The sequence below is a fragment of the Curtobacterium sp. MCPF17_031 genome (genome assembly GCF_003234035.1).
Taxonomy (GTDB): domain Bacteria; phylum Actinomycetota; class Actinomycetes; order Actinomycetales; family Microbacteriaceae; genus Curtobacterium.
In genome coordinates, this window is sequence record NZ_QKSG01000001.1 from 148,331 (window position 1) to 174,871 (window position 26,541).

Sequence of the window (26,541 nt, forward strand, 5' to 3'; positions counted from 1 at the left end):
CGCGCCGCGCCCCGCGCGCGCCGCGCCCCGCGCCGCGCCGCGCCTACGGCCGGGGCTTCTTCTCCTGCTCGGGGAGCCGACCCGCAGCACGCTCGGCGGCGTACCAGGCCCGGGCCTCGTCCTGTCGTGCCTGCTCAGTACCGGCAGCGATGGGGGAGCGGACGTGCGCCGGCTCGTACCCGAAGGACTCGATGAGCTGCGGGACGACCGGACGGATCCGCGCCACGAGCCGGTCGACGTACGCCGAGACCGCTCGGGCACGCTGCGCCGAGAGCCGACCGTGCAGCAGGTGCCAGTCGAGGTGCTGTTCGATCAACCCGAGGGCGAACAGGTCGCGCAGCCAGACCAGCACGGTCCGGGTGTCTCCCGGCGGGACGTCGGCGATCGCGTCCGTGAAGGCGTCCCACTGCATGAGCTCGGCGTGCGCCTTCGACGCCTCGATGAGCTCGTGCTGCGACCGGTTCAACAGCACGGCCGCGCGGGCGCGGTCTTTGCCGGCGGTCCGGAGGCGCATCCCGATCTCGGTGACCATCGTCTCGACGCGCCCGGCCAGCAGCGCGCGCTGCGTCCCGCTGTCCTGCAGGTCGGCCACCGAGGCCGCGAGCGAACCGCGGTCGGACACGGTCTGGCCCAGCCGGCGGAGGCCCGTGGCATCGGCGAGCTTCGACCCGACCTGGGTCGCGACGAACTTCGCTGTCGAGGCGGCGTCGCGCGGTGCGGCCTTGCGGAAGTCGGTGAGCAGGCGCTTGCCGACGAGCTGCAGCAGGACGGTGTTGTCGCCCTCGAACGTCACGTAGACGTCGAGATCGGCGCGGAGGCCCGTGATGCGGTTCTCGGCGAGGAACCCGGCGCCGCCGGTCGCCTCGCGGCACTCCTGCAGCGTGTCGAGTGCCGACCAGGTGGACATGGACTTGAACGCCGCTGCCTGGGTCTCGAGGTCCTCGCGACGCTCCGGGGTGTCCGCTCGCCCGCTGAACACGTCGTCGAAGGTCTGCAGCAGCTTCTCGTGGGCGAAGGACTGCGCGAACACGGTCGCCAGACGCGGGATGAGACGGCGCTGGTGCCGGCCGTAGTCGAGGAGCACACCCTCCTGCCCGTCGCCGGTGGGGAACTGCCGACGCTGCATCGCGTAGGTCAGGGCGATCTGCAGCCCGACCTTCTGCGCGACGACCGCGGCGCCGTCGAGCGACACCCGGCCCTGCACGAGCGTGCCGAGCATGGTGAAGAAGCGCCGGCCGGGGGACTCGATGGGCGAGGAGTACGTGCCGTCCTCGGCGACGTCGCCGTAGCGGTTGAGCAGGTTCGTGCGGGGGATCCGGACGTGGTCGAACCAGAGCCGGCCGTTGTCGATGCCGTTCAGTCCGCCCTTGACCCCGTCGTCCTCGCCGCCGACCCCGGGCAGGAAGCCGTCGTCGTCGCGGAGCGGGACGTAGAAGGCGTGCACACCGTGGTCGATGCCCTGCGTGACGAGCTTGGCGAACACGACCGCGGCCTTGCCGTGCAGGGCGGCGTTGCCGATGTAGTCCTTCCACGCACCGCGGAAGGGCGTGTGCACGACGAACTCCTGCGTCTCCGGGTCGTAGGTCGCACTCGTCGCGATGTTCTGCACGTCGGAGCCGTGGCCGGTCTCGGTCATCGCGAAACAGCCGGGGACGTCGAAGGCGATGATGCCGGGCAGGAACTCGCGGTGGTTCCGCTCGGTGCCCAGGTGGTGCACGGCCGAGGCGAAGAGACCCCACTGCACGCCGGCCTTGATCTGCAGTGACGGGTCGGCGACGGTCAGTTCCTCGAACGCCGCCAGGTTGCCGCCGTGGTTGTCCTGACCGCCGAACTGCGGCGGGTAAGGACGCTGGATCGCCCCGGCGTCGACCAGGATGCGGAGCTGCTCGAAGACCCGGGCACGGTGCTCGGCGATCGGCTGTCCCTCGATCTTGTGCAGCGCGGGGTCGCGGGCCAGTCGGCGGGAGATCCGGCGGTCCTCGGCCCAGCGACCGAGCAGGTGCTCGGCGAGCAGGTCGACGTCGATCCGGACGTCGGTGTCCGTGCCGCCGGTCGGGGTGCCGGCTGCCGGGTCGCCCGTGGCGTCGGCCTTCGGCGCGCTGCCGGAGGCTCGCGTGTCCGAGCCCGGCGTGCCGGTCGGACCGGCGCTGCTCGGACGGCGCTCGGTGTTGCTGCGGACTGGTGCGGTGTCGACCATCGGGTGCCTCCTGAACTGCACGGTGGACGGACCGCGTCACTGCAGGGCGGTCCGACCAAGCCAGCGTAGGCACCCGTGTTGCGGATGGCATGACAGCCGTGCCAGGGCCACAACCGGTCCGGTCGGCCGAACCTCGTCATTGGTGGGAACCCTCCAAGACCCGCCCGGGACATCCGTGGGGACCCTGGTGGGGATTCGGCCCGTCCCTCGTTCCGGGGGCACACTGGCCGGCATGTCGAGCACCACGAAGCCGGACCGGCGCGGCAGCGGACGCACCTTCTTCGGGCAGCCGTTCGAGCTGTCCACACCGTTCGCCGTCGAGCTCTGGGAGCGCTTCTCGTTCTACGGCATGCAGGGCATCGTCCTGCTCTACATGTACTACTCGCTCACACGGGGTGGCCTGGGCATCGACCAGGGGGTGGCGAACGGCATCATGGGCGCCTACGGCGGCTCGGTGTACCTCTTCACGATCCTCGGCGCGTGGGTGGCCGACCGCCTGATCGGCGCCGACCGGACGCTCTTCGGCAGCGCCGTCGTCGTGATGCTCGGTCACATCGCGCTCGCCCTGGTCCCCGGGGTCGCGGGCATCGGGGTCGGGCTCGTGCTGATCGCGCTCGGCTCCGGCGGCCTCAAGGCCACCGCCACGACGATCGTCGGCTCGCTCTACACGCGCGACGACCCGCGGCGCGACGCCGGCTTCTCGCTGTACTACCTCGGTGTGAACCTCGGCGCCTTCGCCGGGCCACTGCTCACCGGACTACTGCAGTCGACGCTCGGATTCCACTACGGCTTCGGGCTCGCCGCGGTCGGGATGGCCGCGGGACTCGTGCAGTACGCGATCCGCCGACGGAACCTGCCCGACGCCGTGCAGCACGTGACGAACCCGCTGCCGCGGTCGCGCTACCCGCTGGCCGTCGTCGTGGCGGTCGCCGGACTGGTCGTCATCGCGGTGGCCGTGCTCACCGGACTGCTGACCGTGTCGACGCTGCCGGTCGTCGTGGTGGTCGTGGTGGTCGTCGCGACGATCGCCTACTTCGTCGTGATCCTGTCCAGTGGCCTGACCCCCGACGAGCGCTCCCGGGTGTTCGCGTTCATCCCGCTGTTCATCGGCAGCGCGGTGTTCTGGTCGCTGTACCAGCAGCAGTTCACCGTCGTGACGGTCTACGCGGACCAGCGCCTGGACCGTGACCTGTTCGGCTTCACGATGCCCGTGTCGTGGGCGCAGTCGATCAACCCGGTCATGATCATCGTGCTGTCGGGACTCTTCGCCGCACTCTGGACCCGCCTGGGCGACCGCCAACCGTCCACGCCGACGAAGTTCGGCCTGGGGACGGGGATCATGGGCGTGGCGTTCCTGCTCTTCCTGCCCTTCGTCGGCACCGGTGAGAACGGCACGCCGCTGCTCGCCCTCGTCGGCATCCTGTTCGTGTTCACCGTCGCAGAACTGCTGTTGTCACCGACCGGGCAGTCCGTCGCCACGAAGCTCGCGCCGCCGAAGTTCCAGACGCAGATGGTGGCGCTGTTCTTCCTGTCGGTGTCGCTCGGCACCGCGCTGACCGGCGTGCTCTCCCGGTACTACGACCCGGAGCACGAGGCGCCGTACTTCACGGTCCTCGGTTTGGTCGCCGTCGTGGTCGGTGTCGTCCTGCTGGTGATCGCCCGGCCGGTGCTGCGACTCATGCGCGGCATCCGCTAGCTGACGCGCGGCACCGCACGTCCGACGGGCACGGTCCGGTAGCCTGGAGCGCAGCAGACCGGCCCCGCCAGACCGGCACCAGATCACGAGGAGTCACCCCCATGCTCGAGCTCATCGCAGGCATCATCATCGGCATCGGCGTCCTCGGTGGGTTCGGCACCTGCCTGGCCGTCGCCGCCATGATGAAGTCCGGCTCCGAAGAGTACTGACCGGTCAGGACGCTCCGGCGTCCACGGTCTCCGGTTCCATCGGGATCGGCACCAACTGACGACTCTGGACGGTCGCGCGCTCGAACGGGCCGCGGCCGTCCGTCGTGTAGGCGGGCTCGTCGAACTCGACGACCCAGGCCACGCGGACCCCGGCACCGGCGTACCCGGCGAGCTGCGCGCCTCCCGGAGCGACGATCAACCCGATCGGGTCGTCCGCCCACTGGTCGCCGCGGTCCGACGGGACCACCCGGACGACGGCACCGATGCCGAGGACCGGGACGTCCGGCGGCACCGCCCCGGCGGAGTCGTCGGGAGCAGCAGGGCGGGGAGCGCGACGTCCGAACACGCCACGACCCTACCGCCGGACCACCGGCAGCGAGCCTGGACCGTGCTCAGTCCCGTCGGATCTGGGTGACGGACGAGTACCCGGTGTCCGGGTGCTTCCGCATCGACAGCAGCCGCTCCATCGACGGTTCCAGGGCCGTGACCTTGTCGAGCGGCGCGCTGACCACGAGCTGGAAGCCGAGTCGCAGCCACGCGGTCACCGCACGGCCGGCGAACTCGGAGTCTGCCTTGATGAACGCCTCGTCGAGGAACACCGGCGCGAACCGTGGTCGGGGCCGGGTCTCGTCGCCGAGCTGGTAGCGGAGCGCCGCACCGACGATGAACGCCACGAGCTCCTGCGTCTCGCCACCGGACTTGTCACCGAGGGACGAGTACACGCCGAGGTCGTCACCCGCCGTGTCGTAGCGGACGGCCGTGATCTCCATGTGCCGACGGACGTCCAGGACGGCGTCCCGCTGCGTGGTGCGCCCGCGCGGGGACTCCGGGTCGGGTCGGATGACGGCCATGAACCGGCGCAGGCGTCGGAACCGTGTCTCGAGGACGTCGTCGGTCAACTCGGTGTCGACCGAGGCGGACAGGGCGCGGAGCTCCCTGCGGAACTGGGTGACGTCCTCGCGCGTGACGCGGCGGATGACGATCTTCAGTCGGTCGCGGTTCGCGCCGAACGGCAGGTCGCGCAGGATCTCGTTGACCGGTTCGAGGCGCTCCTCGATCTCCACGACCGCGCGGTCGAACGCGCCGGAGAGCGGCACGAGGTCCTCGCCGCTCCACTGGGACAGCCGTCGACGCCATTCGCTGCGTCGCGCATGGAGGCCCGTGGCGACGATCTGGTCGAGGATCGCGCGGTAGTCGGGGTACGACGCCACCCCGGTGCCGAGGTTCGGGTCCGGCCAGGCGTCCTGGTAGCGCTCGAACGTCGTGGTGAGTGCCACCGAGGCGGTCGCGGCACCGTCGAGGGCCTGCGACAGGCGCTCCTCGAGTCGCCGCCGGAGGCGTTTGGTCGCGTCGTCGAAACCGTCGACGCCCTCGGGTGCCCCGACCTCGTCGAAGGCCTCGGCGAGCAGACGTTCCTGCTGCTCGTCCGGCAGCCGCTCGGGCGCGTCGGTGAACCGCTCGAGGATCTCGCTGGCGGCGTCCTGGCCGTCGACGAGCACCGCGTGTCGTTCCTCCAGACGCTTGACGCTGAGCCGTGCGGCGGCGCGACGGTCGGCGGCGTCGTCGAGTGCCGCGCGGAGCCGGGCGACGGACGCGCGGAGAGTCCGCAGTCCGTCGTCGGCGGCCAGGAGCGCCTGGCGTTCGTCCTCCAGTCGGGTGAGCGACGCGTCGGCGCCGGCCACGTCGACGGCGTCCCACGTGACGTCCACGCGGTGTCGGTGCGCGGTGCGGAGCGTGTCGAGGGCGGCCAGGTCCTGCGCGATGTCGGTGCGGCGGGCCTCCAGGGCGGTGAGGTCGGCGGCGATCTCGGCGAGCTCCGTCTCGACGGAGCGGACCCGGGACTCGTTCGTGAAGCCGATGACGTTCGCCTGGCGGCGGTCGCCGTGTGCGCCGCGGCGGCCGTCGCGGAGCTGCCCGGCGACGGTGACACGTCGGCCACCCCCGCCGAGGTCGGCGGCGTCCTCGACGCAGCGGGCGTCGATCCGGTCGGACTCGATGCGCTCGCGGACCCAGGTGCTGAACGGCGACGGCTTGATCGCGAGTTTGCCGGAGACCATCGAGCTGTCGCCGGGCAGGTCGATGTGCGGACCCATCGGGACGCCCTCGAACTGCACCCGGACGGGCAGACGCAGCGCGTCGATCGCGGCGCTGAAGTCGTCCAGGCGGTCCTCGTCGACGAGCAGGGTGCGGGCGACCGGGGCCAGCACGGACTCGATCGCAGTGCGCCACTGCTCCTCGGCTGGCAGGACGTCGAGGAGTTCGGCGACGAACGGCACCTCCGCGGGGTCGATGCCGGCGGCGCGGGCCATCGCGACGCGGGCTTCGTGCATCGGCAGCGGCATGGCGCCCTGGCGGTGCTCGAGCGACCGACGCTCCTGACGCAGGGTCCGCTCGCGGTCGAGGAGCGGGTACTCCTCGCGGGTCAGGGCGTCGCGGCGGCTGTCGAGGTCGTCGCGCCGAGCGGGGTAGGTGCCGAGGAACTCGTGGCTGGCGCGCTGGGCCTCGGTGAACTCGGCCTCGGTGGACAACGGTTCGCCGAGGGGCGCGGTGCGCTCGTCGAAGACCTCGCGGGCGCGGGCGACGGCGGCGCGCTCCCGGGTGCCGCGGTCGATGCGGTCCTCGAGCTGCGCCAGCGCGTTGCCGCCGGAGTCGCGCAGTCGGGCCTCCGCGTCGCGGAGCTCGACCTCGACCGCGGCGTGCCGGGCCGAGGCGGCCTCGACCTCGGCGCGGGTGGCGGTCCGCTCGCGGGTGTTCCGCTCGACCTCGAGGTCGAGCAGCTCCCGCTTGCGGGACGCCGTCCAGTGCGCGAAGGGCGAGACGTCCGCGCCGGTCGCGATGCCGTCGAGCGCCGCCGCTGCCGCCCGGGACCGTTCGATCTCGTCGTGCAGCTCGCTGATGGGGGAGAGGATGCGGACCTTGCGTTCCTCGGTGTCCATCGCCTCGTACGCCTCGTCGAGGGCGGCGAAGTGGGCGAGCGCGCGGTCCGCCGCCTCGTAGGTGCCGGGGGTCTCGAGCACGAGCGACTTGTACAGGGCGTCGACGGTCGGCATGTGCTGACCGGCCTGGATGCGGGCGAGCAGGCGCATGGCGCGGTTCCCGCCGCCGGAGTCGCCGATGCCCAGCCGGGTCTGCAGCGTGTACGCGAGCTCCTGGTAGGTGTCACGGATCACGAGCCCCGGGATCCGGCCGGTGAGTTCCAGGTGCGCGAACCGGGAGGGCACGAAGTCCTCGAGTCGGCGCAGGTCGAACACGTCGTCGACGGTCGCCATGGTCATCTGGATGTCCGCCACACCACGGGCACGGCGGGGCACGATGTAGGCGCGGAGGACCGTGAACCGCCGCTCGTCGTCGTTCCGGAACGTGACCGCGACGGCGCCCCAGGTGGTCTGCTCGTCGCCGCGGAGCGTGACGTCCTTGAGCGCACCGGTCTCCGGGTCACGCCGGGTGTCGACCTTGCCGCGCAGGTAGGTGAGCAGGTTGCGCTGGTCCGCGCTGCGCGCCCGGCCGGTCGTCGCGTCGTTCGAGGCGCCGTTGAACGGCACGTCGGACGGCATCATCACCGCGAGGTACGCGTCCATCAGCGTGGACTTGCCGGTTCCCGAGGCGCCCGAGATCAGGGTCGCCGTCCCGGAGAGCTCCACCTGGCGGTGGCCCTGGAAACCGCCCCAGTTGACGACCTGCATGGACTCGGCGCGCCACTGCGCGACGGTGTCGAACAGGGCGGGGATGCCCGTGGTGTCGATGTCGACGGTGCTCACGCGCGGTCCTCCTCGGTCTCGTCGGTGTCGGTGTCCGCGTCGTCATCGGTCAGGAGGGGCGGATCACCGTCGTCCGACGCCGCACCGCCGTCGGTGGTCGCGTTCCGCAGCGCTGTCCTCGTCAACCACGTGTCGAGCTCGACCAGTCGTTCGAGGGGCAGGAGGACCTCGACGACGCTCGCGATCCGGAAGCGGTCCGGGTCGGAGGTCTTCAGCAGCACCCGGGCCGTCACCAGTCGCTCGACCGCCTTCGCCACGCGGGCCTCGTCACGGGTGCGGTCGGTCGCGGTCGCCGGTCGGAAGCCGGACACGTGCCCGAGGATCTCGGTCCGGTCCACCACGACCTGGTCGGGGCCGGGTCGGGCGTCGGCGCGCAGCCGCATCCGCAGGTAGACGAGGACGATCGTCTCCTCGCGCGTGTACGGGGCGTCGCGGAGCAGGGTCGGGAAGCCACGCCGGGTGCTCTCGGAGCGGGCCTGGCGCTTGAAGGCGACCTCGCGGTCCCGGTCCACGTGGAGTTCCAGGAACAGGTCGTTCAGTCGGGACCGGAGCTGGTGCTCGGCGTCCAGGACCGCACGCCACTCGTCCACGTGCGTCCGGGCACTGACGTAGGGGTGCCGGAGCAGGGCGACCAGGGCGCGGCGCTGCGGTTCGTCGAGGCGGCCCTCGTCGCCCTCGAACAGCGCGAACGTGCTCTCGTCACGCTCCGCGAGTGCGTCGCCGGAGAAGTCGCCGGCGATATCGCCGGCGAAGTCGACGGCTCCGTCGGCGTCCACGCCGGAGGCGTCCTCGAACGCGACCTCGTCGTGGACGGGTGCTGGCGTCGTGTCGCTCACGGTGCCTCCTGGCCGGGTTCGTCGTCGGGGCCCGGAGCATCGCCCGCGGGGACGAGCGCTGCGGTGGGCATGTGGAAGGTGACCGGCTCGCCGTCGGGGCGGACGGTTCGGTGCGGCGCGGAGGCCGTGCCCACCTCGAAGTCCTGGTGTCCGGTGAGCAGGTGGGCGAGTCCGAAGAGCTCGACGGGGCGTCGCTGCTCGGCGGGCAGCGTGTGGAAGGCGTCCACGCTCGAGCCGGTCGCGGCGTGCGCCAGGACGTCGCGCAGCTCGGCGAGCAGCGGACCGCCGTGGCGGCGGAGCGACTCGACGTCGATGTCCTCGAACACGTCGTCGTCGGGTTCCTCGAGCGGCGGTGGTGCGGACTCGGCGTCCGGGTCGTAGAACTTCTCGCGGAGCGTCCCGACCGCGGCGGACGGGGGCAGCAGGCCGAGCGGGACCCGGTCGCGCGCCGAGCCGGTGTCCATCCAGGCCGCGAGTCCGCGGTTCACCGAACGCAGCACAGCGTCGAGTTCGCGGTCCCGCACCACGTCGTGCGCGACGATCTGGTCGCGCAGCGTGGCGGTGAGCATCCGGCGCTGGGCGAGGACGTCCTCGATGCCCTGACGGAGGATGCCGACCGTGCCCCGGAAGGTCCGGCGCTCGGTCGCGCTGAGCGAGCTCGCGAACGGGTGTTCCAGGATCGTGGTGATGTCGTCCCGGAGCCGGAGGAGCAACGCGTCGTCGCGCAGGAGCTCGAAGGCTCCCTGGAACGCCCGGCCCTCGGGCGTGGACTCCATGAGGTTGTCGGTCCGGGCCAGGTAGTCGTCCAGGATCTCGCCGATCGGACGCACCTCTTGTCGGAAGTCCTCGACGATCTCGCGGTGCATGGTCGCCACCGCTTCCTCGACCCGCTTGAAGTCGCTCGGGAGCTGGCGGATCAGGTCGGTCAGGTTCGTGTAGCCGTCGCGCATCCGGTCCTCGTCGACCGTGACGACCTCGTCACCGCGGGCCAGGCGGTCCCGCTCGGCCTGCAGCTCCGCGATCTGGGCGTCGAGCCGGCGGACCTGGGTGTCCCGGTCGGGTTCGGCACGGGCGGCCCAACGGTGCACGGCGTCGACGATCATCGCCAGGCGGCTCTCGCTGATGAGCGCGCGCTCGGACGACAGCGCGTCGATGAGGCTCAGGGCTTCGAGGGCGTGACTCGTCAAGCTGTACTGCTCGTCACCGTCGGGGGAGTTCGAGCGGACGAGCCACTGTGCCGCCACCCACTCGCGGCAGAGCGACCGACCGTTGGGACGCGGTGCCTCGCCCGCCGGCAGGTCCCCGGTGGGCGAGTCGCCCGCCGGCACCCGCGCACCGGTCGCCTGCAGTCGGGCGACGTGTTCCTCGACCTGCAGGTGCATCCGGTCGGCCGGGACGTACTGCACGTCGCGGTCGAACACCGTGCGGAACACCGAGACGACCGCGGCACTCGTCGGACGGGACATCAGGCGGAGCGTCGGACGGTCGAGCACCTGGCGGACCCGGGCGAACTCGAGGTCGACGTCGGTCATGCTGCCCCTGGTGGTCGGACGGGTCGTGTGGCTGTACGGGTCGTGTGGTCGGACGGCTCGTGGGATGCGAAGAGCCCGACGCGGTGGCGTCGGGCTCTTCGGGTGTTCTGCTTGCCCGGAACGGGCACGTGGGCGATACCAGACTCGAACTGATGACCTCTTCGGTGTGAACGAAGCGCGCTACCAACTGCGCCAATCGCCCCTCGCACTTGCGTGCGGATCGATAGTAGCGGATGTCGGACCGTGGTCGGAACACCGGCCATTCGTCGCGCGCGTCGCCGGCCGGGCGGGCGCACTGGAGGCCCGTGGAGACCCCGCCGATCCGCATGAACTCGGGGGACACGCCCGGTGAACGGAACCGGTTTTGGAGAAACAGCGTGAACTGGGTACAGTTTACGAGTCGCCGCGAGAGCGGGTCGGACAACACCGGTGTGACTCAGGTCAGACCATGCGGATGTGGCGCAGTGGTAGCGCATCACCTTGCCAAGGTGAGGGTCGCGAGTTCGAATCTCGTCATCCGCTCGAGGTGCCTGTCTTCTCCGGAAGGCAGCAACTCTCCAGAAGAGGTATCCCACCGATCGGGTACTACGCCAGACGTGGACCTTGATGGTGGGGTGGCCGAGAGGCGAGGCAGCGGCCTGCAAAGCCGTCCACGCGGGTTCGAATCCCGTCCCCACCTCCAGTCCGCTCCGGCGGAACTCATCTGGGCGATTGGCGCAGCGGTAGCGCGCTTCCCTGACACGGAAGAGGTCACTGGTTCGATCCCAGTATCGCCCACCACGAAGAAGCCCCCGGCAGGAATGCCGGGGGCTTTCGTCGTTCCCGCCGTCGGGACACCTCGTGCGACCGCGTCGGCTCGGAACGCGGGGCGAGAGGCGAGAGGCGAGACGGCGATGGTCCCGCACGGCCGCTCCCGTCCGGAGAACTCTGCGGCTGGCACCGACGGATCCGGGTGCACTGCCGATAGGGGCCGACGGAACGTGACGCCCGGCCCGAGGGGCGGAGGGCGGTTCCCGACCCGAGGAGTGGCACCATGCGGCGTCCGACCCCGATGCGGCGGTTCCTGCCCGCGGCGGTGCTCCTGGCGATGCTCGCGACCACGGTGAGCGCGACGACGGTCACCGCGGTGCCGGCCCTCGCAGCGGCGAGTCCGAAGGTGTCCGTGTCGTGGAAGAACAGCGCCGTGACGGCCACCGGCTTCCGTTCCACGGTCGGTGTCACGAACGGGTCCGGTGCCACCTGGCGTGGATGGACGATCGAGTTCGCGTACGCGTCCGACGCGCGGACGTTCCGCGACGTCCGCAAGGTCTCGAGCGCGAAGGGGTCGCTCACGGTCGCCGGGGTGACGGCACGACCGGACATAGCCAAGGGTGCGACGGCGTCCTTCCGGATCGACTCGCGGAAGGTCGCGAAGGCGACGACGGTGCCGACCTCCTGCACGGTCATCGGAGCGGCCCTGCCGTGCTCGGTCAACGGTGGAGTGGCGACGCCGGGCAAGCCCCCGGCAACGCCGACACCGACACCGACGCCCACGCCGGCGTCAGCACCGACGCCCGCTCCCACGCCGAAGCCGGCCACCGGGCGGGACGGCACGGTCGCGGTCGGTTGGCTGGACAACGCCACCTGGACGACCGGCAGCCAGTCCTCGGTCAGCGTGACGAACCGGACCGCTCTGCGTCTGGCTCCGTGGCGGATCCGGTTCACCTACGCCGCCACCGTCGACACGATCTGGGACGCCACCGCGAGTGCCACGACCGGCGGCTTCATCGCGTCCGCCCCGTCCTACGCCCGCTCGCTCGACGCCGGAGCTGCAACGTCGTTCGGGCTCACCTCGAAGACCGCAGGCGGCGCCGGTGTCGTCCCGACCGGGTGCACCGTGCTCGACCTGCCCACCGGCACGGACGTCGCCTGCACGGTGAGCGGCGGCCCGTCCGGCACGCCGGCCACGAGCACCCCCGCGCCTGCGCCGATCGCGGTCCCGGCACCCCTGACACAGCCCCGTGCCGGTCGGACCCTGATCGCCCCGTACGTCGACCTCGGGCTGTGGCCGACCGCCGACCTGCGGGCCTTCGCGGCGCAGACCGGCATGCGTGCCTTCACGCTGGCGTTCGTCGTGTCGGACAACGGCGGCAGCGCCTGCACGCCGGCCTGGGCCGGCTTCGACGCCTACCGGATCGGCGGCCCGCAGGACTTCCACGCGAACATCGCCGCGTTCCAGGCGAGCGGCGGCCAGGTCGTGGTGTCGTTCGGCGGCGCGGTGAACAGCGAGCTCGCCCTGCGGTGCACCGACCCGGTGAAGCTGCAGGCCGCCTACCAGCAGGTCGTCGACCGGTTCGGCGTCGACCGGATCGACCTCGACATCGAGGGCACGGCGCTCGGCGACACGGCGGCCAACCAGCGCCGTGCGACGGCGATCGCCGGGGTCGTCGCCGCGCAGGCCGCGAAGGGACGCCACCTCGACGTCTCGCTCACCCTGCCGGTGATGCCGACCGGACTCCTCGGCGAGGGCGTCGCCGCCGTCCGGGGGCTCGCCGTCGCCGGTGTCCGTCCGGTCGCCGTGAACCTCATGGCGATGGACTACGGACAGGGGGCCCAGCCGATGGGTGCGGCCGCGGAGTCCGCCGCCCTGGCGACCGCGAGCCAGCTCGCCACGATCCCCGCCTACGCCGCGCTCAGCGCTCCGGCCCGACTGTCGATGATCGGCATCACCCCGATGGTCGGTCTGAACGACACCGGCGAGGTCTTCACCCGCACGGATGCCCAGGACCTGGCGGCCTGGTCTGTGGCGAACGGCATCGAGGTGCTGTCCTACTGGGAGGCCACCCGCGACCAGCCCTGCGACCCGTCCATCGGCGCCTACATGTGCTCCGGGGTCCGGGACGCGCAGTGGTCGTTCGCGCATGCGGTGGTCACCGGCGCGACACGCTGAGCAGGCGGAGCGGCACCGACAGCGGCGGCACGCGGCCCGTCACCGCAACGCGTCGGCGAGTTCCTCGAGCAGGAACGCGATCGAGGCCGCCCCGTCCAGCAGCATCTGCACCTCGATGCTCTCGTCACTCGAGTGCCAGTGGTCCTCCGGCAGCCCCGTCCCGATGAACAGCACCGGAGCGTCGAGCACCCGTCCGAGCAGTTCCGCGGGTCCGCCGCCGGCATTCCCCATCCGTCCCGCGGTCTCGGTGCCGTGCCCCCGTTCCATCGCTCGGACCAGGGCCTCGGCGGCCGGACCGGACGGTGTGACGTAGGGGTCCTGGCCGGACTCCTCCGGGATGTCGAGTTCGTAGGTCACCCCGTCCGGCATCTGCTCAGCGACGAAGGCCCGCAACTGCTCGGCGACACGGGCGACGTGCTGACCGGGGACCGTCCGGATGCTGATCTCCGCGGTGGCCTCGCTGGGGATGACGGCCCGGGGGAACCCGGTGGGGTCGCCGGCGAGCAGCGTCAGGACCTCGATCGACGGGCGCGCCCAGAGTCGCTCCTCGATCGTGTGTCCGGGCTCGCCGACGACGCTCCGGGTCTCGGTCCGCTCGAGCCACACGTCGGTGTCGAAGTCCAGGTCACGCAGCTCCTGCTGCCGCTCCTCGGTGAGCTCGTCGACGTCGTCGAGGAACCCCGGGATGGCGATGCGACCCTCGTCGTCGTGCATCGCCGCGAGCACCGAGACGAGCGCGTGCACCGGGTTGGGCGCCGGACCGGACACCGCCCCACTGTGCACGTCTCGAGCCGGGCCGGTAACGGTCAGGGTGGCTCCGGTCATGCCGCGCATCGAGGTGACGACCGCCGGGTTGCCGCTCTTCCACTGCAGCGTGTCCGAGAAGACGACGACGTCGCAAGCGAACCGCTCCGGGTCGCTCTCGAGCAGCGCGGCGAAGTGCGACGACCCGAGCTCTTCCTCGCCCTCGACGAGGTACTTGAGGTTCACCGCCGGCTGGCCGTCGTCCCGGGTCCCCAGGTGTGCCCGCAGCGCCCAGAGGTGTGCGATGACCTGCCCCTTCGCATCCGACGCGCCGCGGCCGTACAGTCGGCCGTCGCGGAGCACGGGTGCGAACGGCGCCGTCTCCATCCACTCCTCGGGCTTCGCGTGCCGGACGTCGTGGTGGCTGTAGACCAGGACGGTCGGCAGCGACGGGTCGACCAGCCACTCGCCGTACACCGCGGGCGACGGTCCGGCCCGCAGCACCTCGGTCCGGAGTCCCACCTCGCGCATCGCGCCGGCGAGCCACCGCGCGGAGCGCTCGACGTCGAGCGCCCGCTCCGGTTGCGAGGCGACGGACGGGATCCGCACCCACTCCGACAACTGGTCGATGATCGTGTCCTGCGCGGCCTGGAGGCTCGTGGTGACGTCCGCCTCGCCGCTGTCCGTTCCGTGTTCCACCAGTCCGACCGTAGGGACCGGACGGTCGGAGGCAACTCCGGATCCGCGCACACAGGACTTCGTCCGGAGGTACGCTCAGTCGATCGGGCGGCGCAGCGTCACGATGCCGTCGTGGAGCGGCTCCGTCTCCCACCTCGCCGCGGCGGTGCCCGCAGCCAGGTCGCACCGGACGTGCAGCAGGTGCGGTGTCTCCACGAACCGGACGTCGATCGACACGACGTCACCGGAGCGTCCGCCGCTGGTCGCCGTCGAACCGGAGACCGCCCACGTGCCGTCGCGGACCGGGGCCGTGACCTCGCCGGAGGCGTCGCGGAGGGTGAGTACCCACCCGCGCTCGGCGTCCTGGGTCAGGTGCAGGGCCTCCAGTCCGGCTCCGACGCCCGTCGACCCGGACGCGGCGGAGAAGGCGCCCTCGGGCAGCGCGCCGAGCACGCCGAGCGCGTCACCGGCGAGCGGGGGGAGTGCGAGCCGGGCGAGTCGCTCGCGCAGGGCCGCGTCGGCAGTCTCGGCCCCCTGCCGGTCGATCGCCGGCAACAGGTGTTCCCACACCGCGTCGAGGACGGCCTGCATGTCGGGGCTCTGGCCGGTCATCACCACCACGACGTCGTGTTCGGGCAGGACGACGCAGAACTGGCCGTAGGCGCCGTCGCCGCGGAAGCCGTGCCGCGCCATCCAGAACTGGAACCCGTAGCCCGCCGACCAGTCCGGGTTCTCCTCGTCGGGGTTGGCGACCCGGACGCTGGTGGCCTGGTCGACCCAGTCCTCGTCGAGCAGACGCTGCCCGTCCCACACCCCGCGCTGCAGGTACAGCTGGCCGAGTGCGGCGACCGCGTCGGTGGTCGTGTAGCCGCCGCTGTACCCGAGTTCCGCGCCGGAGTCGTCTCGCCGCCACGCGAAGTCGTCGATGCCGAGCGGCGCGAACAGCCTCGGACGCAGGTACTCGAGGAGCGATGTCCCGCTGATCCGCCGGACGATCTCGCCGAGGGTGTACGTGCACGGCTGGTTGTAGGCGAAGACGCTGCCGGGCTCCTCGTCGGGCGGGAGGAGCAGGAACCCGCGGACGGTGTTCGTCGGGTCGATCGCCTCCGCCCGGTCGATGGTCTCGGTGCGGTGTCCGCTCGCCATCGCCAGCAGGTGCCGGACCCGCATCCGCCGGGTGCGCTCGTCGGTCACCTCGGCGTCGAGCTCGGGGAAGTGGCTGACGACCGTGTCGTCCAGGTCGATCAGCCCCGCGCGCACGGCGATGCCGACGGCTGCGGCGGTGAAGCTCTTGCTCAGCGAGTAGAGCAGGTGCGCCCGGTCGGCGGCGAACGGGGCCCACCAGCCCTCAGCCGCGACCTCGCCGTGCCGGAGGACCATGAGGCTGTGCGGCTCGACGCCGTCCGCGCCCTCCAGCGCGGAGACCAGGCGGTCGAGCCCGGTCGCGTCGATGCCGAGGGCGGACGGGGAGTTGCGTCGGAACGTCGTCGTCACGGAGCAGACCCTAGTCCGGTCGTCGCTGGCGACGTCCGGCGCGCCCGACATCCGGACAGGAGGCCCGGATCACGCCGGTCGTCGGGTACAGTGGTCGCTGTTGGTCACCCCGGTGGGCAGCGTGCGGATGTGGCGCAGTGGTAGCGCATCACCTTGCCAAGGTGAGGGTCGCGAGTTCGAATCTCGTCATCCGCTCGGAACGCAGAACCAGAACCCCTCGGCCGATCGGTCGGGGGGTTCTGTCGTCGGTGGGCGACGAGCACGTCAGTGGCGACGAGCACGTCAGCGGGCGCAGGGTTCGGGTCCCCGCGCCCGCCGGCGTGGAGGCACCGTCGCCTCGTCGTGGCCCCCGGATGGGTGGTCCGGACGCGGGCCCGGAGATCTCTTCGGAGCAGCAGGGCCAGCGGGAGGGTCCCGCTGGCGGGTCGTGCGGCTTCCCGCACGATCCGCCGCCCATCGGCCTGTCGACTTGCGCGGCGGGCTCAGGCTGTCGCGACGGCTCTCGTGCCCGGCATGCCGACCCACAGCGACGCGCCGGTGTCGACGACGGTCACGAGCACCGTGTCGCACCCACGGCAGCGGGCGACACTCCCCATCGCCGTCCGATGGACCCGGGTCACCGCCAGGAGGCCCGTGGTCCCGCAGCCCGAACAGCGCAACCGGGCGGACGTCGCGTCGCCCCCGAGCACCTCGGCGAGGTCCCCGGCCAGGGCGTTGCCGTCGACGAGCGTCATCACGAGCCTCCGAACCGTTCCGCACGCACCTCGGTGGTGTCGTGGCCGAGTTCACCGAGCCACCGCAGCACCTGTTCGACGAAGGGTGTCGAGCCGCACACGTACACCAGGGCCCCGGCCTCGGGCGGCAGGACCGCCGCCGCCAACCGTTCCCGGGTCAGTCGTCCGGCCGGGGTCGTCACGCCGTCCGGCACCCGGCGGCTGTAGACGATGTCGAGGACGAACGGTGCGTGCTCGGCCGCGGTCACCGCTGCTTCCAGTTCCTGCCGGAAGAAGACGTCCTCCGGGGTCCGGACGGCGTAGAGCATCCGGAACGGTGACGGATCGCCGGCGGTTGCGTGCGCGGTGACCATCGGCAGGAGCGGCACGATGCCCGACCCACCGGCGATCAGCTGCACCGGGCGCGGCTCGGACGCCGCGGGGCCCGGACGCCAGACGAACCACCCGCCGAGGGGCCCGTGCACCTCGAGCGCGTCCCCGACCTCGACGGCGTCGACCAGGAACGGGGACACCTCGCCGTCCTCGACCCGGTCCACCGCGAGCGTGACCCGCGGGTCGTCGCCGGAGGAAGCGATCGAGTAGGACCGGGTGGCCTGGTAGCCGTCCTCCGCCGTGAGCCGCAGGTCCAGGTGCTGCCCGGGGTCGTTGCCCGGCCAGGTCGGCACGTCCAGCACCAGGCGTCGGGCGTTCGGCGTCTCCGGGGACACCGACGCCACCGTGGCGGCGTGCCAGGCGGGACGCCGGAGCGGGCGGACGGGGGCGACACCGGGCCCGGCCGGTGCGGCACCGGGCCGGTCCGGCCGGGCGGACGGGGGACGGGCCTCCAGGCCGGGGGTACCGTCGGCGGTGGAGAGGCTCACCAGTACCGCTCTTCCTTCCACGGGTCGCCGTGCATGTTGTAGCCGGCGTTCTCCCAGAACCCGGGCTCGTCCTCGGCGTGCATCACGATGCCGCGGACCCACTTCGCGCTCTTCCAGAAGTACAGGTGCGGGACGAGCAGCCGTGCGGGGCCGCCGTGCTCGGGGGTGAGGGGTTCGCCGTCCGCCTCGAACGCGATCCACGCCTGCCCCTCGAGCAGCTCGTCGAGCGGCACGTTCGTGGTGTAGCCGCCGAAGCTGTGCACCATGCAGAAGTCGAGCGACGTCTCGATGTCGGCGAACAGCTTGTCGAGGGGTACCCCGCGCCAGGCCATGCCGAGCTTCGTCCAGTGCGTGACGCAGTGGATGTCGACGGTGATGTCCTCCAGCCCGAGTGCTCGGACCTCGTCCCACGTCCACGAGTGCAGGCCGGACTCGGTGCGGATCGAGAAGCTCCACTCGGAGGGCTCGATCTCGGGTGTGGCGCCGGCGGAGAGCACCGGCCAGTCGTGCACCAGGGTCTGCCCGGGCGGGATCTTGCTGTCGTCGGCGTCGCGGCGGCGTCCGCCGAACCCGCGGGTGAAGGTGGCCATGTCACTCCTCGTCGGTGTCGCCTCCCATCATGGCCTGCGCGGGTCGCCCGCGTGTGACGGTCGTGTGACGAGCGTGCTGGTTCCGCGCCGTCGGACTGGCGGTCGGCTGCGATGCCCCCTATCGTTCACCGGAACGATTACCAGGAGGGGTCACCCCGAATGCAGACCATCGTCCGATCAGACCTCGGCCGTCCCGAGGCCGCCCACCAGGGGCCGAGCCGGCGGACCGTCCTCGCCGGCGCCGCAGGGCTCGCCGGCCTCGGCCTGCTCACGCTCACCGGCTGCAGTTCCGGCGCGGGTGCCACCACCATCCCGGAGCAGGCAGCGACCGGCGTCGCCCGTCGCGGCGGCCGCCTGCGCATCGCGCGACCTGCTGCTTCGGCTGCCGAGACCCTCGACTCAGCGAGCTCCCTCTCCGCGTACGAGTACCTCGGCGCGCTCTACAACCGGCTGGTCAAGCTCGACGAGTCCGGCCAGACCGTCCCCGACCTGGCCCGCGAGTGGTCGGGGAACGCCGACGGCACCGTGTGGACGTTCCACCTGCGCCGCGGGGTCCGGTTCCACGACGGCTCCCGCTTCACCGCGGACGACGCCATCGCGAGCATCCGGCACATCCTCGACGAGAAGACGGCGTCGCCCCAGGCGGGGGTGCTCGGCGAGGTGATGACCGCGGATTCGATGCGCGCGGTCGACCCGTACACGCTGCGGTTCGAACTGACGAAACCGAACGCCGAGTTCCCGTCGCTCCTGACGGCGTACCAGTGCTACATCGTGCCGGCGGCGGCCATCGGGACGATCGGTCGCACCGGCATCGGCACGGGACCGTTCCGGCTCTCGTCCTTCACACCGGCGGGCACCGGCAGCATCGAGGCGTTCGACGACCACTTCGCCGGCCGCCCGGCCCTCGACGGCATCGACTTCTTCTCGATCCAGGACACCACCGCGCGGGTGAACGCCCTGCTCGCCGGCCAGATCGACCTGATCTCGCAGACGAACCTCGACTTCGCGACCGCCCGTGTCGTCGCCGCGTCCCAGCGCGCCACCGTCGCCCGGGTCGTGAACGCGCAGTGGTACACGATGCCGATGCTCGCGACGAGCGACGAGTTCTCCGACCCACTGGTGCGACAGGCCATGAAGCTGGCGTACGACCCGAGGAAGATCGTCGACACCGCCGTCCAGGGCACGGGGGCGCCCGGCTGGGACAACCCGGTCCCGCCGCAGCTTGCCGCGTTCCTCGACGAACCGCGCGAGGTCGACCCGGACAAGGCCAGGAGCCTGCTCAAGCGGGCCGGCCACGAGCGGTTCCAGGCTGCCATCCACACGTCGGCCTACGAGTCGGTCTTCACGCCCCTGGCCGTCGCCTACCGCGACCAGGTCAAGGCCGCCGGCATCGACCTGACCGTCAAGAACGCGTCGGCGGACTCCTACTACACGCAGATCTGGATGCAGAAGCCCCTCATGGTGAGCTACTTCTTCACCGGGCGGCCGATCGACCAGCTGCTCAACCAGATCTTCCGCTCCGGCTCGTCGTACAACGAGAGCGCGTGGTCGAACCCGACGTTCGACGCCCTGCTCGACGACGCCCGTGCCGAGATGGACGACGCCAAGCGGCTGACGCTCTACCAGGACGCGCAGCGGCTCGTCGTCCGGGACGGGGCGGACATGACCCCGATGTTCGGCGACCGCCTGGTCGGGCTGTCCCGGGACGTCGTCAACTACGCGGAGTTCGGCTTCGAGTTCGACTACCTGAAGATCGGACTGGCCCGATGAACGTCCTCCTCCCCGTGCTCCGGCGTATCGGCATCGCCCTGCTGACGGTGGTCCTGGCGTCCCTGTTCGTGTTCCTCGCCGTGCAGGCCCTGCCCGGCGACGTGGCCCAGCAGCTCCTCGGGCAGAACGCCACCCCTGAGGCCGTCAAGCAGCTCCGCCAGACGCTCGGGCTCGACCAGAACGTGTGGCTCCGCTACGGCCAGTGGCTCGTCGGTGCGGTGCACGGTGACTTCGGCACCTCCCTCGTCGGCGGGGAGCCCGTCGGACCGACGCTCTTCACCGCGTTCCGCAACAGCATGCTCATCGCCGTGCCCGCGATGCTCGTCGGCGTGACGGTCTCGCTCACGCTCGGGGTCCTCGCCGGCGTGCGCCGCGGGCGTCCGACCGACCGGGTCGTCTCGATCGTCAGCCTGGTCGTGATGAGCGTCCCCGAGTTCATGGTCGCGACGGTGCTCGTGCTGTTGTTCGCGATCGGCATCCCGCTGTTCCCGGCCGTGGTCCTGCGCGGCAGCGACGCCACCGTGGGGGAGCTGCTGCCGACGATCTGGCTGCCGATCATCGTGCTCACCCTGGCGATGGCGGCCTACATCGTGCGCACCGCCCGGTCCTCGACCATCGACGTGATGGCGTCCGAGTTCGTGACGACCGCTGAGCTCAAGGGCCTGACCATGCGCCGGGTGGTGTGGAAGCACGCCGTGCCGAGCGCGCTGCTCCCGACGCTCACCGTCGTCGCGCTCAATGTCGCGTGGCTGCTCGGCGGCGTGGTGGTCGTGGAGAACGTCTTCAACTACCCGGGGATGGGCAAGCTCATGCTCGAGTCCGTCTTCAACCGGGACCTGCCGACGATCGAGGCGATCGCGCTCCTCAGCGCCGTGGTCTACGTCGTCTGCAACCTCGCCGCGGACCTGGTGGCGCTCGCGCTCGACCCACGGCTGCGCACCCGGCAGCGCCGGACCCGCGTCCGACCACCGGCACGACGACGCGCACCCGTCCAGCCGTCGGCAGCCGTCGACGCACCCGAAGGGAAGGTCTCCGCATGACCGCCGTCGCCCCGCGCTCCCGGAGCGTCATCGGCGCCGCCGTCGCGCCGCTCCGCAGTTCGACCGCCCTCGCCGTCGGCCTCGGGCTCATCGCGCTCCACCTCGTGCTCGCCCTCCTCGCCCCCGTGATCGGCGTGCACGACCCCGTCGCCACGGACTCCGCGAACGTGCTCGCCGGCCCCGAGTGGACCCACTGGCTCGGCACCGACCAGTACGGCCGGGACATCCTGTCCCGCACGCTGAACGGGGGCCGGTACGCACTGCTCGTGACCTTCCTGGCGACGACCATCGCCGTCGCGGTCGGGACCGTGCTCGGCGCAGTGACCGCGTACGCCGACAACTGGTTCGACGAGGTCGTGATGCGGGTCGTCGACGCGCTGCTGAGCGTGCCGTCGATCCTGGCCCTGCTCGTCGTGGTGACCGTCTTCGACGCCGGACTGTGGGTCATCGTCCTCGCCGTCACCGTCGTGTACGCGCCAGCCGTCACCCGGGTCGTCCGCGGTGCCGCCCGCACCGTGATCACGCAGGACTACGTCACCGCAGCCCGCGCCCGCGGCGAGAAGCCGCTGTCGATCGTGTTCCGCGAGATCCTGCCGAACGTGCTCGACGTCGTGCTCGTCGAGTACGCGATGCGAGCGTCGTGGATCGTGCTCCTGGTGGCGTCGCTGTCCTTCCTCGGGTTCGGGGCGAACCCGCCGACGCCGGACTGGGGCCTCATGGTGCAGGAGAACCGGACCGCAGTGACCGTCGTGCCGCTCGGCACGCTTGTACCCATCGTGGCGCTGGCGACGCTCGTGATCGGCCTGAACCTCGCCGCGGACGGGCTGAGCAAGTCGCTCGGCGTCGACCGTGCAACGCAGGGAGCGACCCGCGCATGAGCCCGAGCACCCCGACCACCGGCAACCCGACCGGCACCGCCCCCGCCGTGCGGGTCGAGGACCTCGCGATCTCGTACGCAGCGGGACGCACCGAGGTCCCCGTCGTCCGCGGCGTCTCCTTCACCATCGCAGCCGGCCGGACCCTCGGCCTGGTCGGCGAGTCCGGCAGTGGCAAGTCCACGGTCGCCCGGACCCTCCTCGCACACCTGCGCACCGGGTCCCGCATCGTGCGGGGCTCCGTCGTCGTCGCCGGCCAGGACGTCTTCGCCCTGTCGCCGTCGGCCACCCGGGCGCTCCGCGGCGGGACCGCCTCGGTCGTGGCCCAGAACGCCGGGCAGGCCCTGACGCCGTCGATGCGCGTCGGCGCCCAGATCCGCGAGGCCCTCCGCGCGCACGGCGAGCCGGACTCCCCGGAGCGCCTCGCCGAGCTAGTCCGGCTCGTCCGGCTGCCCGATCCGGACACGATCGTCCGCCGCTACCCCCACCAGCTCTCCGGCGGCCAGCAGCAGCGCGTCGCGATCGCCATGGCCGTCGCCGCCCGCCCCCGCGTGCTCGTGCTCGACGAACCGACGACGGCGCTCGACGTCGTCACGCAGGCGGCCGTCCTGGACCTCGTCGCCGACCTGGGCCGCGAGCTCGGCATGGCCGTCCTGCTCGTCAGCCACGACCTCGGCGTGGTCTCGGCGATGGCCGACGAGATCGCCGTGATGCGCGACGGCGAGGTCGTCGAGCACAGCGACACCGCGGCGCTCTTCGCCGACCCGCACCACGAGTACACACGCGCCCTGTTGGCAGCGGTCCCCGACGGTGGGGCCCGCTCTGGGCCCACGCCGCCGGTTCCGGACCGACGCGCCAGCGGCGGGTCGGCCGTGCCGGTGGGGGGAGGCCCAAACCACCACGACCGCCGGACCACCGTCCCGGAGCCCACCGTCCCAGAGACGGTCACCGACGCGCCTGCGCGCACCGAGCCTCCCGGCCGGCCCGTCGTGACCGCGCGCGACCTGGTCGTCCGGTACGGACGCGGCCTGCCGGCCGCGGTCGACGGGGTGTCCTTCGAGATCGGCGCCCACGAGACGCTCGCCGTCGTCGGCGAGTCGGGCAGCGGCAAGTCCACGCTCGCGACGGCGATGGCGGGTCTGGTGCCGGCCGAGTCGGGCACCTTCACCTACGCCGACGGGACCGCGACCGGTGACCTGCGCCAGCCGGTCGCCGCTCGGTCCCCGGAGCTGCGCCGCGCCGTGCAGCTCGTGTTCCAGAACGCCGACACCTCGCTCAACCCCCGACGCACGGTCGGTGCCGCGATCGCCCGGCCGCTCCGGTTGTTCACCGGGTCGTCCTCGCGCGACCGGGTGGCCGACCTGCTGACCCAGGTCGGGCTCGGCCCGGAGTTCGCGGGCCGCCTGCCGGGGCAGCTCTCGGGCGGCCAGCGGCAGCGTGTCGGCATCGCCAGGGCGCTGGCCGCCGGACCCCGACTCGTGATCGCCGACGAGATCACCACCGCGCTCGACGTGCAGGTCCAGGCCGGCATCCTCGCGCTCCTGGCCGACCTGCAGCGCGAGAACGGCCTGAGCTGCCTGTTCATCAGCCACGACCTCGCCGTGGTCCGCGGCGTCGCCGACCGCGTCGCCGTGATGACCGGCGGCCGGATCGTCGAGATCGGACCGACCGAGCGGGTCTTCACCGGCCCGAACCACCCGTACACGCGGACCCTGCTCGCCGCGACGCTCGAACCCGGTGTCACCGACCTGCCGGACGTCGACGACGGGGTGCAGCACTGGGGGCACGCCGACGGCTGGACCGACCACGGGGACGGGCACCGGATCCGGAACTGGGAGGACGCATGACCGACGGCACGTTCACGGCGATCGGGGTGCCGGTGGGACTGCGCGACGGCGTCGAGGTCCGCGACGAGTGGATCCCGATGCCGGACGGGGTGCGCCTGCACACCCGCATCTGGGCACCTGCCGCCGCTGGCCGGGACGCCCGCGTCCCCGTGCTGCTCGAGTACCTGCCGTACCGGCTCGACGACTGGACGGCGCCGCGGGACTCCGAGCGGCACCCCTGGTTCGCCGCGCGCGGGTACGCCTCGGTCCGTGTCGACATCCGCGGGACCGGCTCCTCCGACGGGTTCTTCGACGACGAGTACAGCGAGCAGGAACTCCGTGACGGCGAGGCCGTGATCGCCTGGCTGGCCGCGCAGGAGTGGTCGACCGGGGCCGTCGGCATGTTCGGCATCTCGTGGGGCGGGTTCAACGCGCTGCAGCTCGCGGCCCGTGCCCCGGCGGCCCTCAAGGCGATCGTCACGGTGTGCTCGACGGACGACCGGTACGACAACGACGTGCACTACGTCGGCGGGGCCGTGCTCGGCATCGACATGGCCGCGTGGGGGGCGACGATGTTCGCGTTCAACTCCCGGCCGCCGCGGCCCGAGGTGGTCGGCGGGTCCTGGGTGGAGCAGTGGCGGCAGCGCCTGGCGTCGAACCGACCGATGACCCCGGTGTGGCTGGCCCACCAGGAGCGTGACGACTACTGGCGGCACGGCAGCGCGGCCGAGGAGTACGGCTCGATCAGCGCCGCGGTGCTCGCCGTCGGCGGCTGGGCGGACCCGTACCGGGACGCCGTGCTCCGGCTGGTGGAGCACGTCGGCGCCCCCGTGAAGGGCATCGTCGGGCCGTGGTCGCACCAGTACCCGGACCGCGGGCTCGCACCCGGGCCGTCGATCGGGTTCCTGCAGGAGTCGCTCCGGTGGTGGGATCGGTGGCTGCGCGGGGTCGACACCGGCGTCGAGCGCGAGCCGGCCCTCCGCGCGTGGATCAACGACCCCGAGCCGCCGGCGACGTACTACGCCGCGCGGACCGGGCGCTGGGTCGGCGCGACGTCGTGGCCCTCCCCGGACACCGACCCGCGCGTGCTGCCGCTCGACCGGTTCCGCGGCGGAGCCGACGGCCTCGTCGTCGTCGCCTCCCCACAGGAGACCGGGGTCGACGCCGGGCGGTTCTTCCCCTTCGGCAACGCGACGGACCTGCCGCCGGACCAGCGTGCCGAGGACGGACGTTCGGTGTGCTTCGACCTGCCCGTCGAGGACTCGTTCGACCTGCTCGGCAACGTCCTGGTCGACCTGTCCGTCGTCAGCGACCAGGCGCGCGCGACGGTCACCGTCCGGCTCTGCGACGTCGCACCGGACGGCAGTTCGACCCTCGTCACCCGCGGGGTGCTCAACGCGGCGCGGCGGGACGGCATGGACCGGTCCGATCCGCTCGTCCCGGGCACGCCGGCGACGCTGCCGGTCCGGCTCGTGTCCACCGGCCACCGGTTCGTCGCCGGACACCGCCTGCGGCTCGCCGTGTCGACCTCCTACTGGCCGTGGGTGTGGCCGCACGGCACGACGGCGACGGTGGTCCTCGACCCCGCCGCGAGCACGGTCACGCTGCCGGTCTGGACCCGCAGTGACGATGACGGGGTCGGCTTCGAGGCACCCCAGCGCTCCACGCCGCTCGCGATCGCCCGGGTCGCACCGTCGGAGCCGCTCCCGCAGCGGACCGTCACGCACGACGTCGAGACCGGGGAGTGGGCGCTCGACGTCGACCCCGGGTACGGCGGTGGACGCGTCTACCCGGACGGTCTCGTGTTCCGCGAGGACGCGCGGGAGACCTACCGCATCCGGACCGACGACCCGACCTCGGCCAGCGCCCGGTCCCGCTGGTCGATCGGCCTCGAGCAGGCGTCGTGGGCCGCCCGGCTCGAGACGACCTCGAGCGTCACGGCGTCGGCCGACGCGTTCCACGTCGTGAACACCGTCCGCGCCTGGGCCCGCGACGGCGACCGGGACGCACCTGAGGAGCTCGTTGCCGAACACACCTTCCGCGACGACGTGCCGAGGACGTCCGCGTGAGCGGAGGCGGTACGACGAAGCCCCGGCAGCGTCCGGAGGTGCGGCGGGCGATGATCGTCGCGGCCGCGCGGACCGTCATCGTCCGGAAGGGCCTGGGCGCGACCGGTCTCCGGGACATCGCTGCCGAGGCCGACGTGTCGGTCGGGACGGTGACCTACCACTTCGGTAGCGTCGCGGAGATCCTCAACGAGGTCGTCGTGCTCGAGACGGAGCGGTTCTACGGCGCGATCGTCGTGGCTGCCGACGCCGAGGCGGACGTGGTCACGGCCCTCCGGATGCTCGTCGCGCCGCTGTTCGACGACAGCGAGGAGGTCCGGCAGCACTGGCGGATCTGGTCGGACTACTGGACGGCGGTGGCACGCCGACCCGAGGTCGCCGAGGAGTACGCCCAGCGCATCCGCGTCTGGGAGTCGTGTCTCGTGCGCATCATCCGCCGCGGGCTGGCGGACGGCACGTTCCGCTCCGGCACCACCGGACCCGAGGCTGAGCCCATCGACGCGTCGGTCGTCGCCCTGAAGCTCGCCGCCTACAGCGACGGCGTCGCCACGCAGCTCGCGCAGAACGCGCCGGGACTCACGAACGCGGTGGCACTGCAGTGGATGTGGCAGTTCCTGATGGCGGAGCTCGGCGTGGCGGTCCGGAGGTTGCTCGACGGCGACACGGCGGCGGACCCCGCCTGACCGGAAGGGACGCCGTCGGGGCCG

At 72.1% G+C, this 26,541-nt stretch carries 18 protein-coding genes and 5 tRNA genes; 12 read left to right on the plus strand and 11 right to left on the minus strand.

The window, feature by feature from the left end:
- Positions 1-43 precede the first annotated feature (43 nt).
- On the minus strand, positions 44-2,197 hold the full coding sequence (locus DEJ31_RS00760; protein WP_110902358.1) for an acyl-CoA dehydrogenase: 2,154 nt from the start codon (positions 2,195-2,197) through the stop codon (positions 44-46).
- Positions 2,198-2,429: 232 nt separating this feature from the next.
- On the opposite strand from DEJ31_RS00760, the gene DEJ31_RS00765 reads away from it, so the two are divergent.
- Positions 2,430-3,893 carry a peptide MFS transporter gene (locus tag DEJ31_RS00765; protein WP_111120990.1) on the plus strand — a complete coding sequence of 488 codons (1,464 nt, stop codon included), beginning with the start codon at positions 2,430-2,432 and terminating at the stop codon, positions 3,891-3,893.
- A gap of 213 nt (positions 3,894-4,106) precedes the next feature.
- Here DEJ31_RS00765 and DEJ31_RS00770 read toward each other — a convergent pair whose 3' ends face one another.
- From DEJ31_RS00770 to DEJ31_RS00790, 5 genes are all read right to left on the minus strand, one after another.
- Positions 4,107-4,448 (minus strand): hypothetical protein, encoded by a 342-nt coding sequence (locus tag DEJ31_RS00770; protein WP_146236656.1) that lies wholly within the window; start codon positions 4,446-4,448, stop codon positions 4,107-4,109.
- A 46-nt stretch (positions 4,449-4,494) separates the two neighbouring features.
- Positions 4,495-7,860: an ATP-binding protein gene (locus DEJ31_RS00775; protein WP_110902355.1), complete on the minus strand. Its 3,366-nt coding sequence runs from the start codon at positions 7,858-7,860 to the stop codon at positions 4,495-4,497.
- A complete protein-coding gene (locus DEJ31_RS00780) occupies positions 7,857-8,696 on the minus strand; it encodes a DUF4194 domain-containing protein (RefSeq protein WP_111120991.1) in 840 nt (279 codons plus the stop codon). Before DEJ31_RS00780 ends, DEJ31_RS00775 begins: the two co-directional genes overlap by 4 nt.
- Positions 8,693-10,228, minus strand: a complete 1,536-nt coding sequence (locus tag DEJ31_RS00785) for a DUF3375 family protein (RefSeq protein ID WP_111120992.1) — start codon at positions 10,226-10,228, stop codon at positions 8,693-8,695. Before DEJ31_RS00785 ends, DEJ31_RS00780 begins: the two co-directional genes overlap by 4 nt.
- 129 nt (positions 10,229-10,357) lie before the next feature.
- Positions 10,358-10,430: transfer RNA gene (locus DEJ31_RS00790), tRNA-Val, on the minus strand.
- 248 nt (positions 10,431-10,678) lie between these two features.
- On the opposite strand from DEJ31_RS00790, the gene DEJ31_RS00795 reads away from it, so the two are divergent.
- From DEJ31_RS00795 to DEJ31_RS00810, 4 genes are all read left to right on the plus strand, one after another.
- Positions 10,679-10,750: transfer RNA gene (locus DEJ31_RS00795), tRNA-Gly, on the plus strand.
- A gap of 86 nt (positions 10,751-10,836) precedes the next feature.
- Positions 10,837-10,910, plus strand: a tRNA-Cys gene (locus tag DEJ31_RS00800).
- Between the two features lie 23 nt (positions 10,911-10,933).
- Positions 10,934-11,008 (plus strand) — tRNA-Val (locus tag DEJ31_RS00805).
- A 253-nt stretch (positions 11,009-11,261) separates the two neighbouring features.
- Positions 11,262-13,157 carry a cellulose binding domain-containing protein gene (locus tag DEJ31_RS00810; RefSeq protein ID WP_111120993.1) on the plus strand — a complete coding sequence of 632 codons (1,896 nt, stop codon included), beginning with the start codon at positions 11,262-11,264 and terminating at the stop codon, positions 13,155-13,157.
- A gap of 39 nt (positions 13,158-13,196) precedes the next feature.
- Here DEJ31_RS00810 and DEJ31_RS00815 read toward each other — a convergent pair whose 3' ends face one another.
- Positions 13,197-14,600: a M20/M25/M40 family metallo-hydrolase gene (locus DEJ31_RS00815; RefSeq protein ID WP_110902350.1), complete on the minus strand. Its 1,404-nt coding sequence runs from the start codon at positions 14,598-14,600 to the stop codon at positions 13,197-13,199.
- 75 nt (positions 14,601-14,675) lie between these two features.
- Positions 14,676-16,073 carry a serine hydrolase gene (locus tag DEJ31_RS00820; RefSeq protein WP_258366056.1) on the minus strand — a complete coding sequence of 466 codons (1,398 nt, stop codon included), beginning with the start codon at positions 16,071-16,073 and terminating at the stop codon, positions 14,676-14,678.
- Positions 16,074-16,196: 123 nt separating this feature from the next.
- Between DEJ31_RS00820 and DEJ31_RS00825 the strand changes: the two genes are divergently transcribed.
- Positions 16,197-16,268 (plus strand) — tRNA-Gly (locus DEJ31_RS00825).
- A gap of 287 nt (positions 16,269-16,555) precedes the next feature.
- Here the strand turns inward: DEJ31_RS00825 and DEJ31_RS00830 are convergent.
- From DEJ31_RS00830 to DEJ31_RS00840, 3 genes are read right to left on the minus strand one after another with little or no spacing between them, the layout of a single operon-like run.
- Entirely contained in the window at positions 16,556-16,807 is a 252-nt protein-coding gene (locus DEJ31_RS00830) for a DUF6510 family protein (RefSeq protein WP_111044169.1), read from the minus strand.
- The gene (locus DEJ31_RS00835; protein WP_309146918.1) at positions 16,807-17,667 is read right to left on the minus strand and encodes a ferredoxin reductase; all 861 of its coding nucleotides are present in this window, start codon (positions 17,665-17,667) and stop codon (positions 16,807-16,809) included. The genes DEJ31_RS00830 and DEJ31_RS00835 overlap by 1 nt, the downstream gene beginning before the upstream one ends.
- Complete coding sequence (locus DEJ31_RS00840; protein WP_110902347.1) at positions 17,664-18,257, minus strand: molybdopterin-dependent oxidoreductase; 594 nt, start codon at positions 18,255-18,257, stop codon at positions 17,664-17,666. Before DEJ31_RS00840 ends, DEJ31_RS00835 begins: the two co-directional genes overlap by 4 nt.
- Positions 18,258-18,416: 159 nt before the next feature.
- On the opposite strand from DEJ31_RS00840, the gene DEJ31_RS00845 reads away from it, so the two are divergent.
- Genes DEJ31_RS00845 through DEJ31_RS00870 form a run of 6 tightly spaced genes read left to right on the plus strand, consistent with a single transcriptional unit; the run spans position 18,417 to position 26,517 of the window.
- Positions 18,417-20,027, plus strand: coding sequence for an ABC transporter substrate-binding protein (locus tag DEJ31_RS00845; RefSeq protein ID WP_111120994.1), 1,611 nt, complete (start codon positions 18,417-18,419; stop codon positions 20,025-20,027).
- Complete coding sequence (locus tag DEJ31_RS00850) at positions 20,024-21,067, plus strand: ABC transporter permease (protein WP_110902345.1); 1,044 nt, start codon at positions 20,024-20,026, stop codon at positions 21,065-21,067. Before DEJ31_RS00845 ends, DEJ31_RS00850 begins: the two co-directional genes overlap by 4 nt.
- A complete protein-coding gene (locus DEJ31_RS00855) occupies positions 21,064-21,945 on the plus strand; it encodes an ABC transporter permease (RefSeq protein ID WP_111044167.1) in 882 nt (293 codons plus the stop codon). The genes DEJ31_RS00850 and DEJ31_RS00855 overlap by 4 nt, the downstream gene beginning before the upstream one ends.
- The gene (locus tag DEJ31_RS00860; RefSeq protein ID WP_111120995.1) at positions 21,942-23,789 is read left to right on the plus strand and encodes an ABC transporter ATP-binding protein; all 1,848 of its coding nucleotides are present in this window, start codon (positions 21,942-21,944) and stop codon (positions 23,787-23,789) included. The genes DEJ31_RS00855 and DEJ31_RS00860 overlap by 4 nt, the downstream gene beginning before the upstream one ends.
- Positions 23,786-25,837 carry a CocE/NonD family hydrolase gene (locus tag DEJ31_RS00865; RefSeq protein ID WP_111120996.1) on the plus strand — a complete coding sequence of 684 codons (2,052 nt, stop codon included), beginning with the start codon at positions 23,786-23,788 and terminating at the stop codon, positions 25,835-25,837. The genes DEJ31_RS00860 and DEJ31_RS00865 overlap by 4 nt, the downstream gene beginning before the upstream one ends.
- Positions 25,834-26,517, plus strand: coding sequence for a TetR/AcrR family transcriptional regulator (locus DEJ31_RS00870; protein WP_258366057.1), 684 nt, complete (start codon positions 25,834-25,836; stop codon positions 26,515-26,517). The genes DEJ31_RS00865 and DEJ31_RS00870 overlap by 4 nt, the downstream gene beginning before the upstream one ends.
- The last annotated feature ends 24 nt before the right edge of the window (positions 26,518-26,541 follow it).

Bases quoted from the DNA above. Each gene is read 5' to 3' on its own strand.
- DEJ31_RS00760 (WP_110902358.1), bottom strand. From the start codon at position 2,197: ATGGTCGACACCGCACCAGTCCGCAGCAACACCGAGCGCCGTCCGAGC.
- DEJ31_RS00765 (WP_111120990.1), top strand. From the start codon at position 2,430: ATGTCGAGCACCACGAAGCCGGACCGGCGCGGCAGCGGACGCACCTTC.
- DEJ31_RS00785 (WP_111120992.1), bottom strand. From the start codon at position 10,228: ATGACCGACGTCGACCTCGAGTTCGCCCGGGTCCGCCAGGTGCTCGAC.
- DEJ31_RS00810 (WP_111120993.1), top strand. From the start codon at position 11,262: ATGCGGCGTCCGACCCCGATGCGGCGGTTCCTGCCCGCGGCGGTGCTC.
- DEJ31_RS00830 (WP_111044169.1), bottom strand. From the start codon at position 16,807: ATGACGCTCGTCGACGGCAACGCCCTGGCCGGGGACCTCGCCGAGGTG.
- DEJ31_RS00840 (WP_110902347.1), bottom strand. From the start codon at position 18,257: ATGGCCACCTTCACCCGCGGGTTCGGCGGACGCCGCCGCGACGCCGAC.
- DEJ31_RS00845 (WP_111120994.1), top strand. From the start codon at position 18,417: ATGCAGACCATCGTCCGATCAGACCTCGGCCGTCCCGAGGCCGCCCAC.
- DEJ31_RS00850 (WP_110902345.1), top strand. From the start codon at position 20,024: ATGAACGTCCTCCTCCCCGTGCTCCGGCGTATCGGCATCGCCCTGCTG.
- DEJ31_RS00855 (WP_111044167.1), top strand. From the start codon at position 21,064: ATGACCGCCGTCGCCCCGCGCTCCCGGAGCGTCATCGGCGCCGCCGTC.
- DEJ31_RS00860 (WP_111120995.1), top strand. From the start codon at position 21,942: ATGAGCCCGAGCACCCCGACCACCGGCAACCCGACCGGCACCGCCCCC.
- DEJ31_RS00865 (WP_111120996.1), top strand. From the start codon at position 23,786: ATGACCGACGGCACGTTCACGGCGATCGGGGTGCCGGTGGGACTGCGC.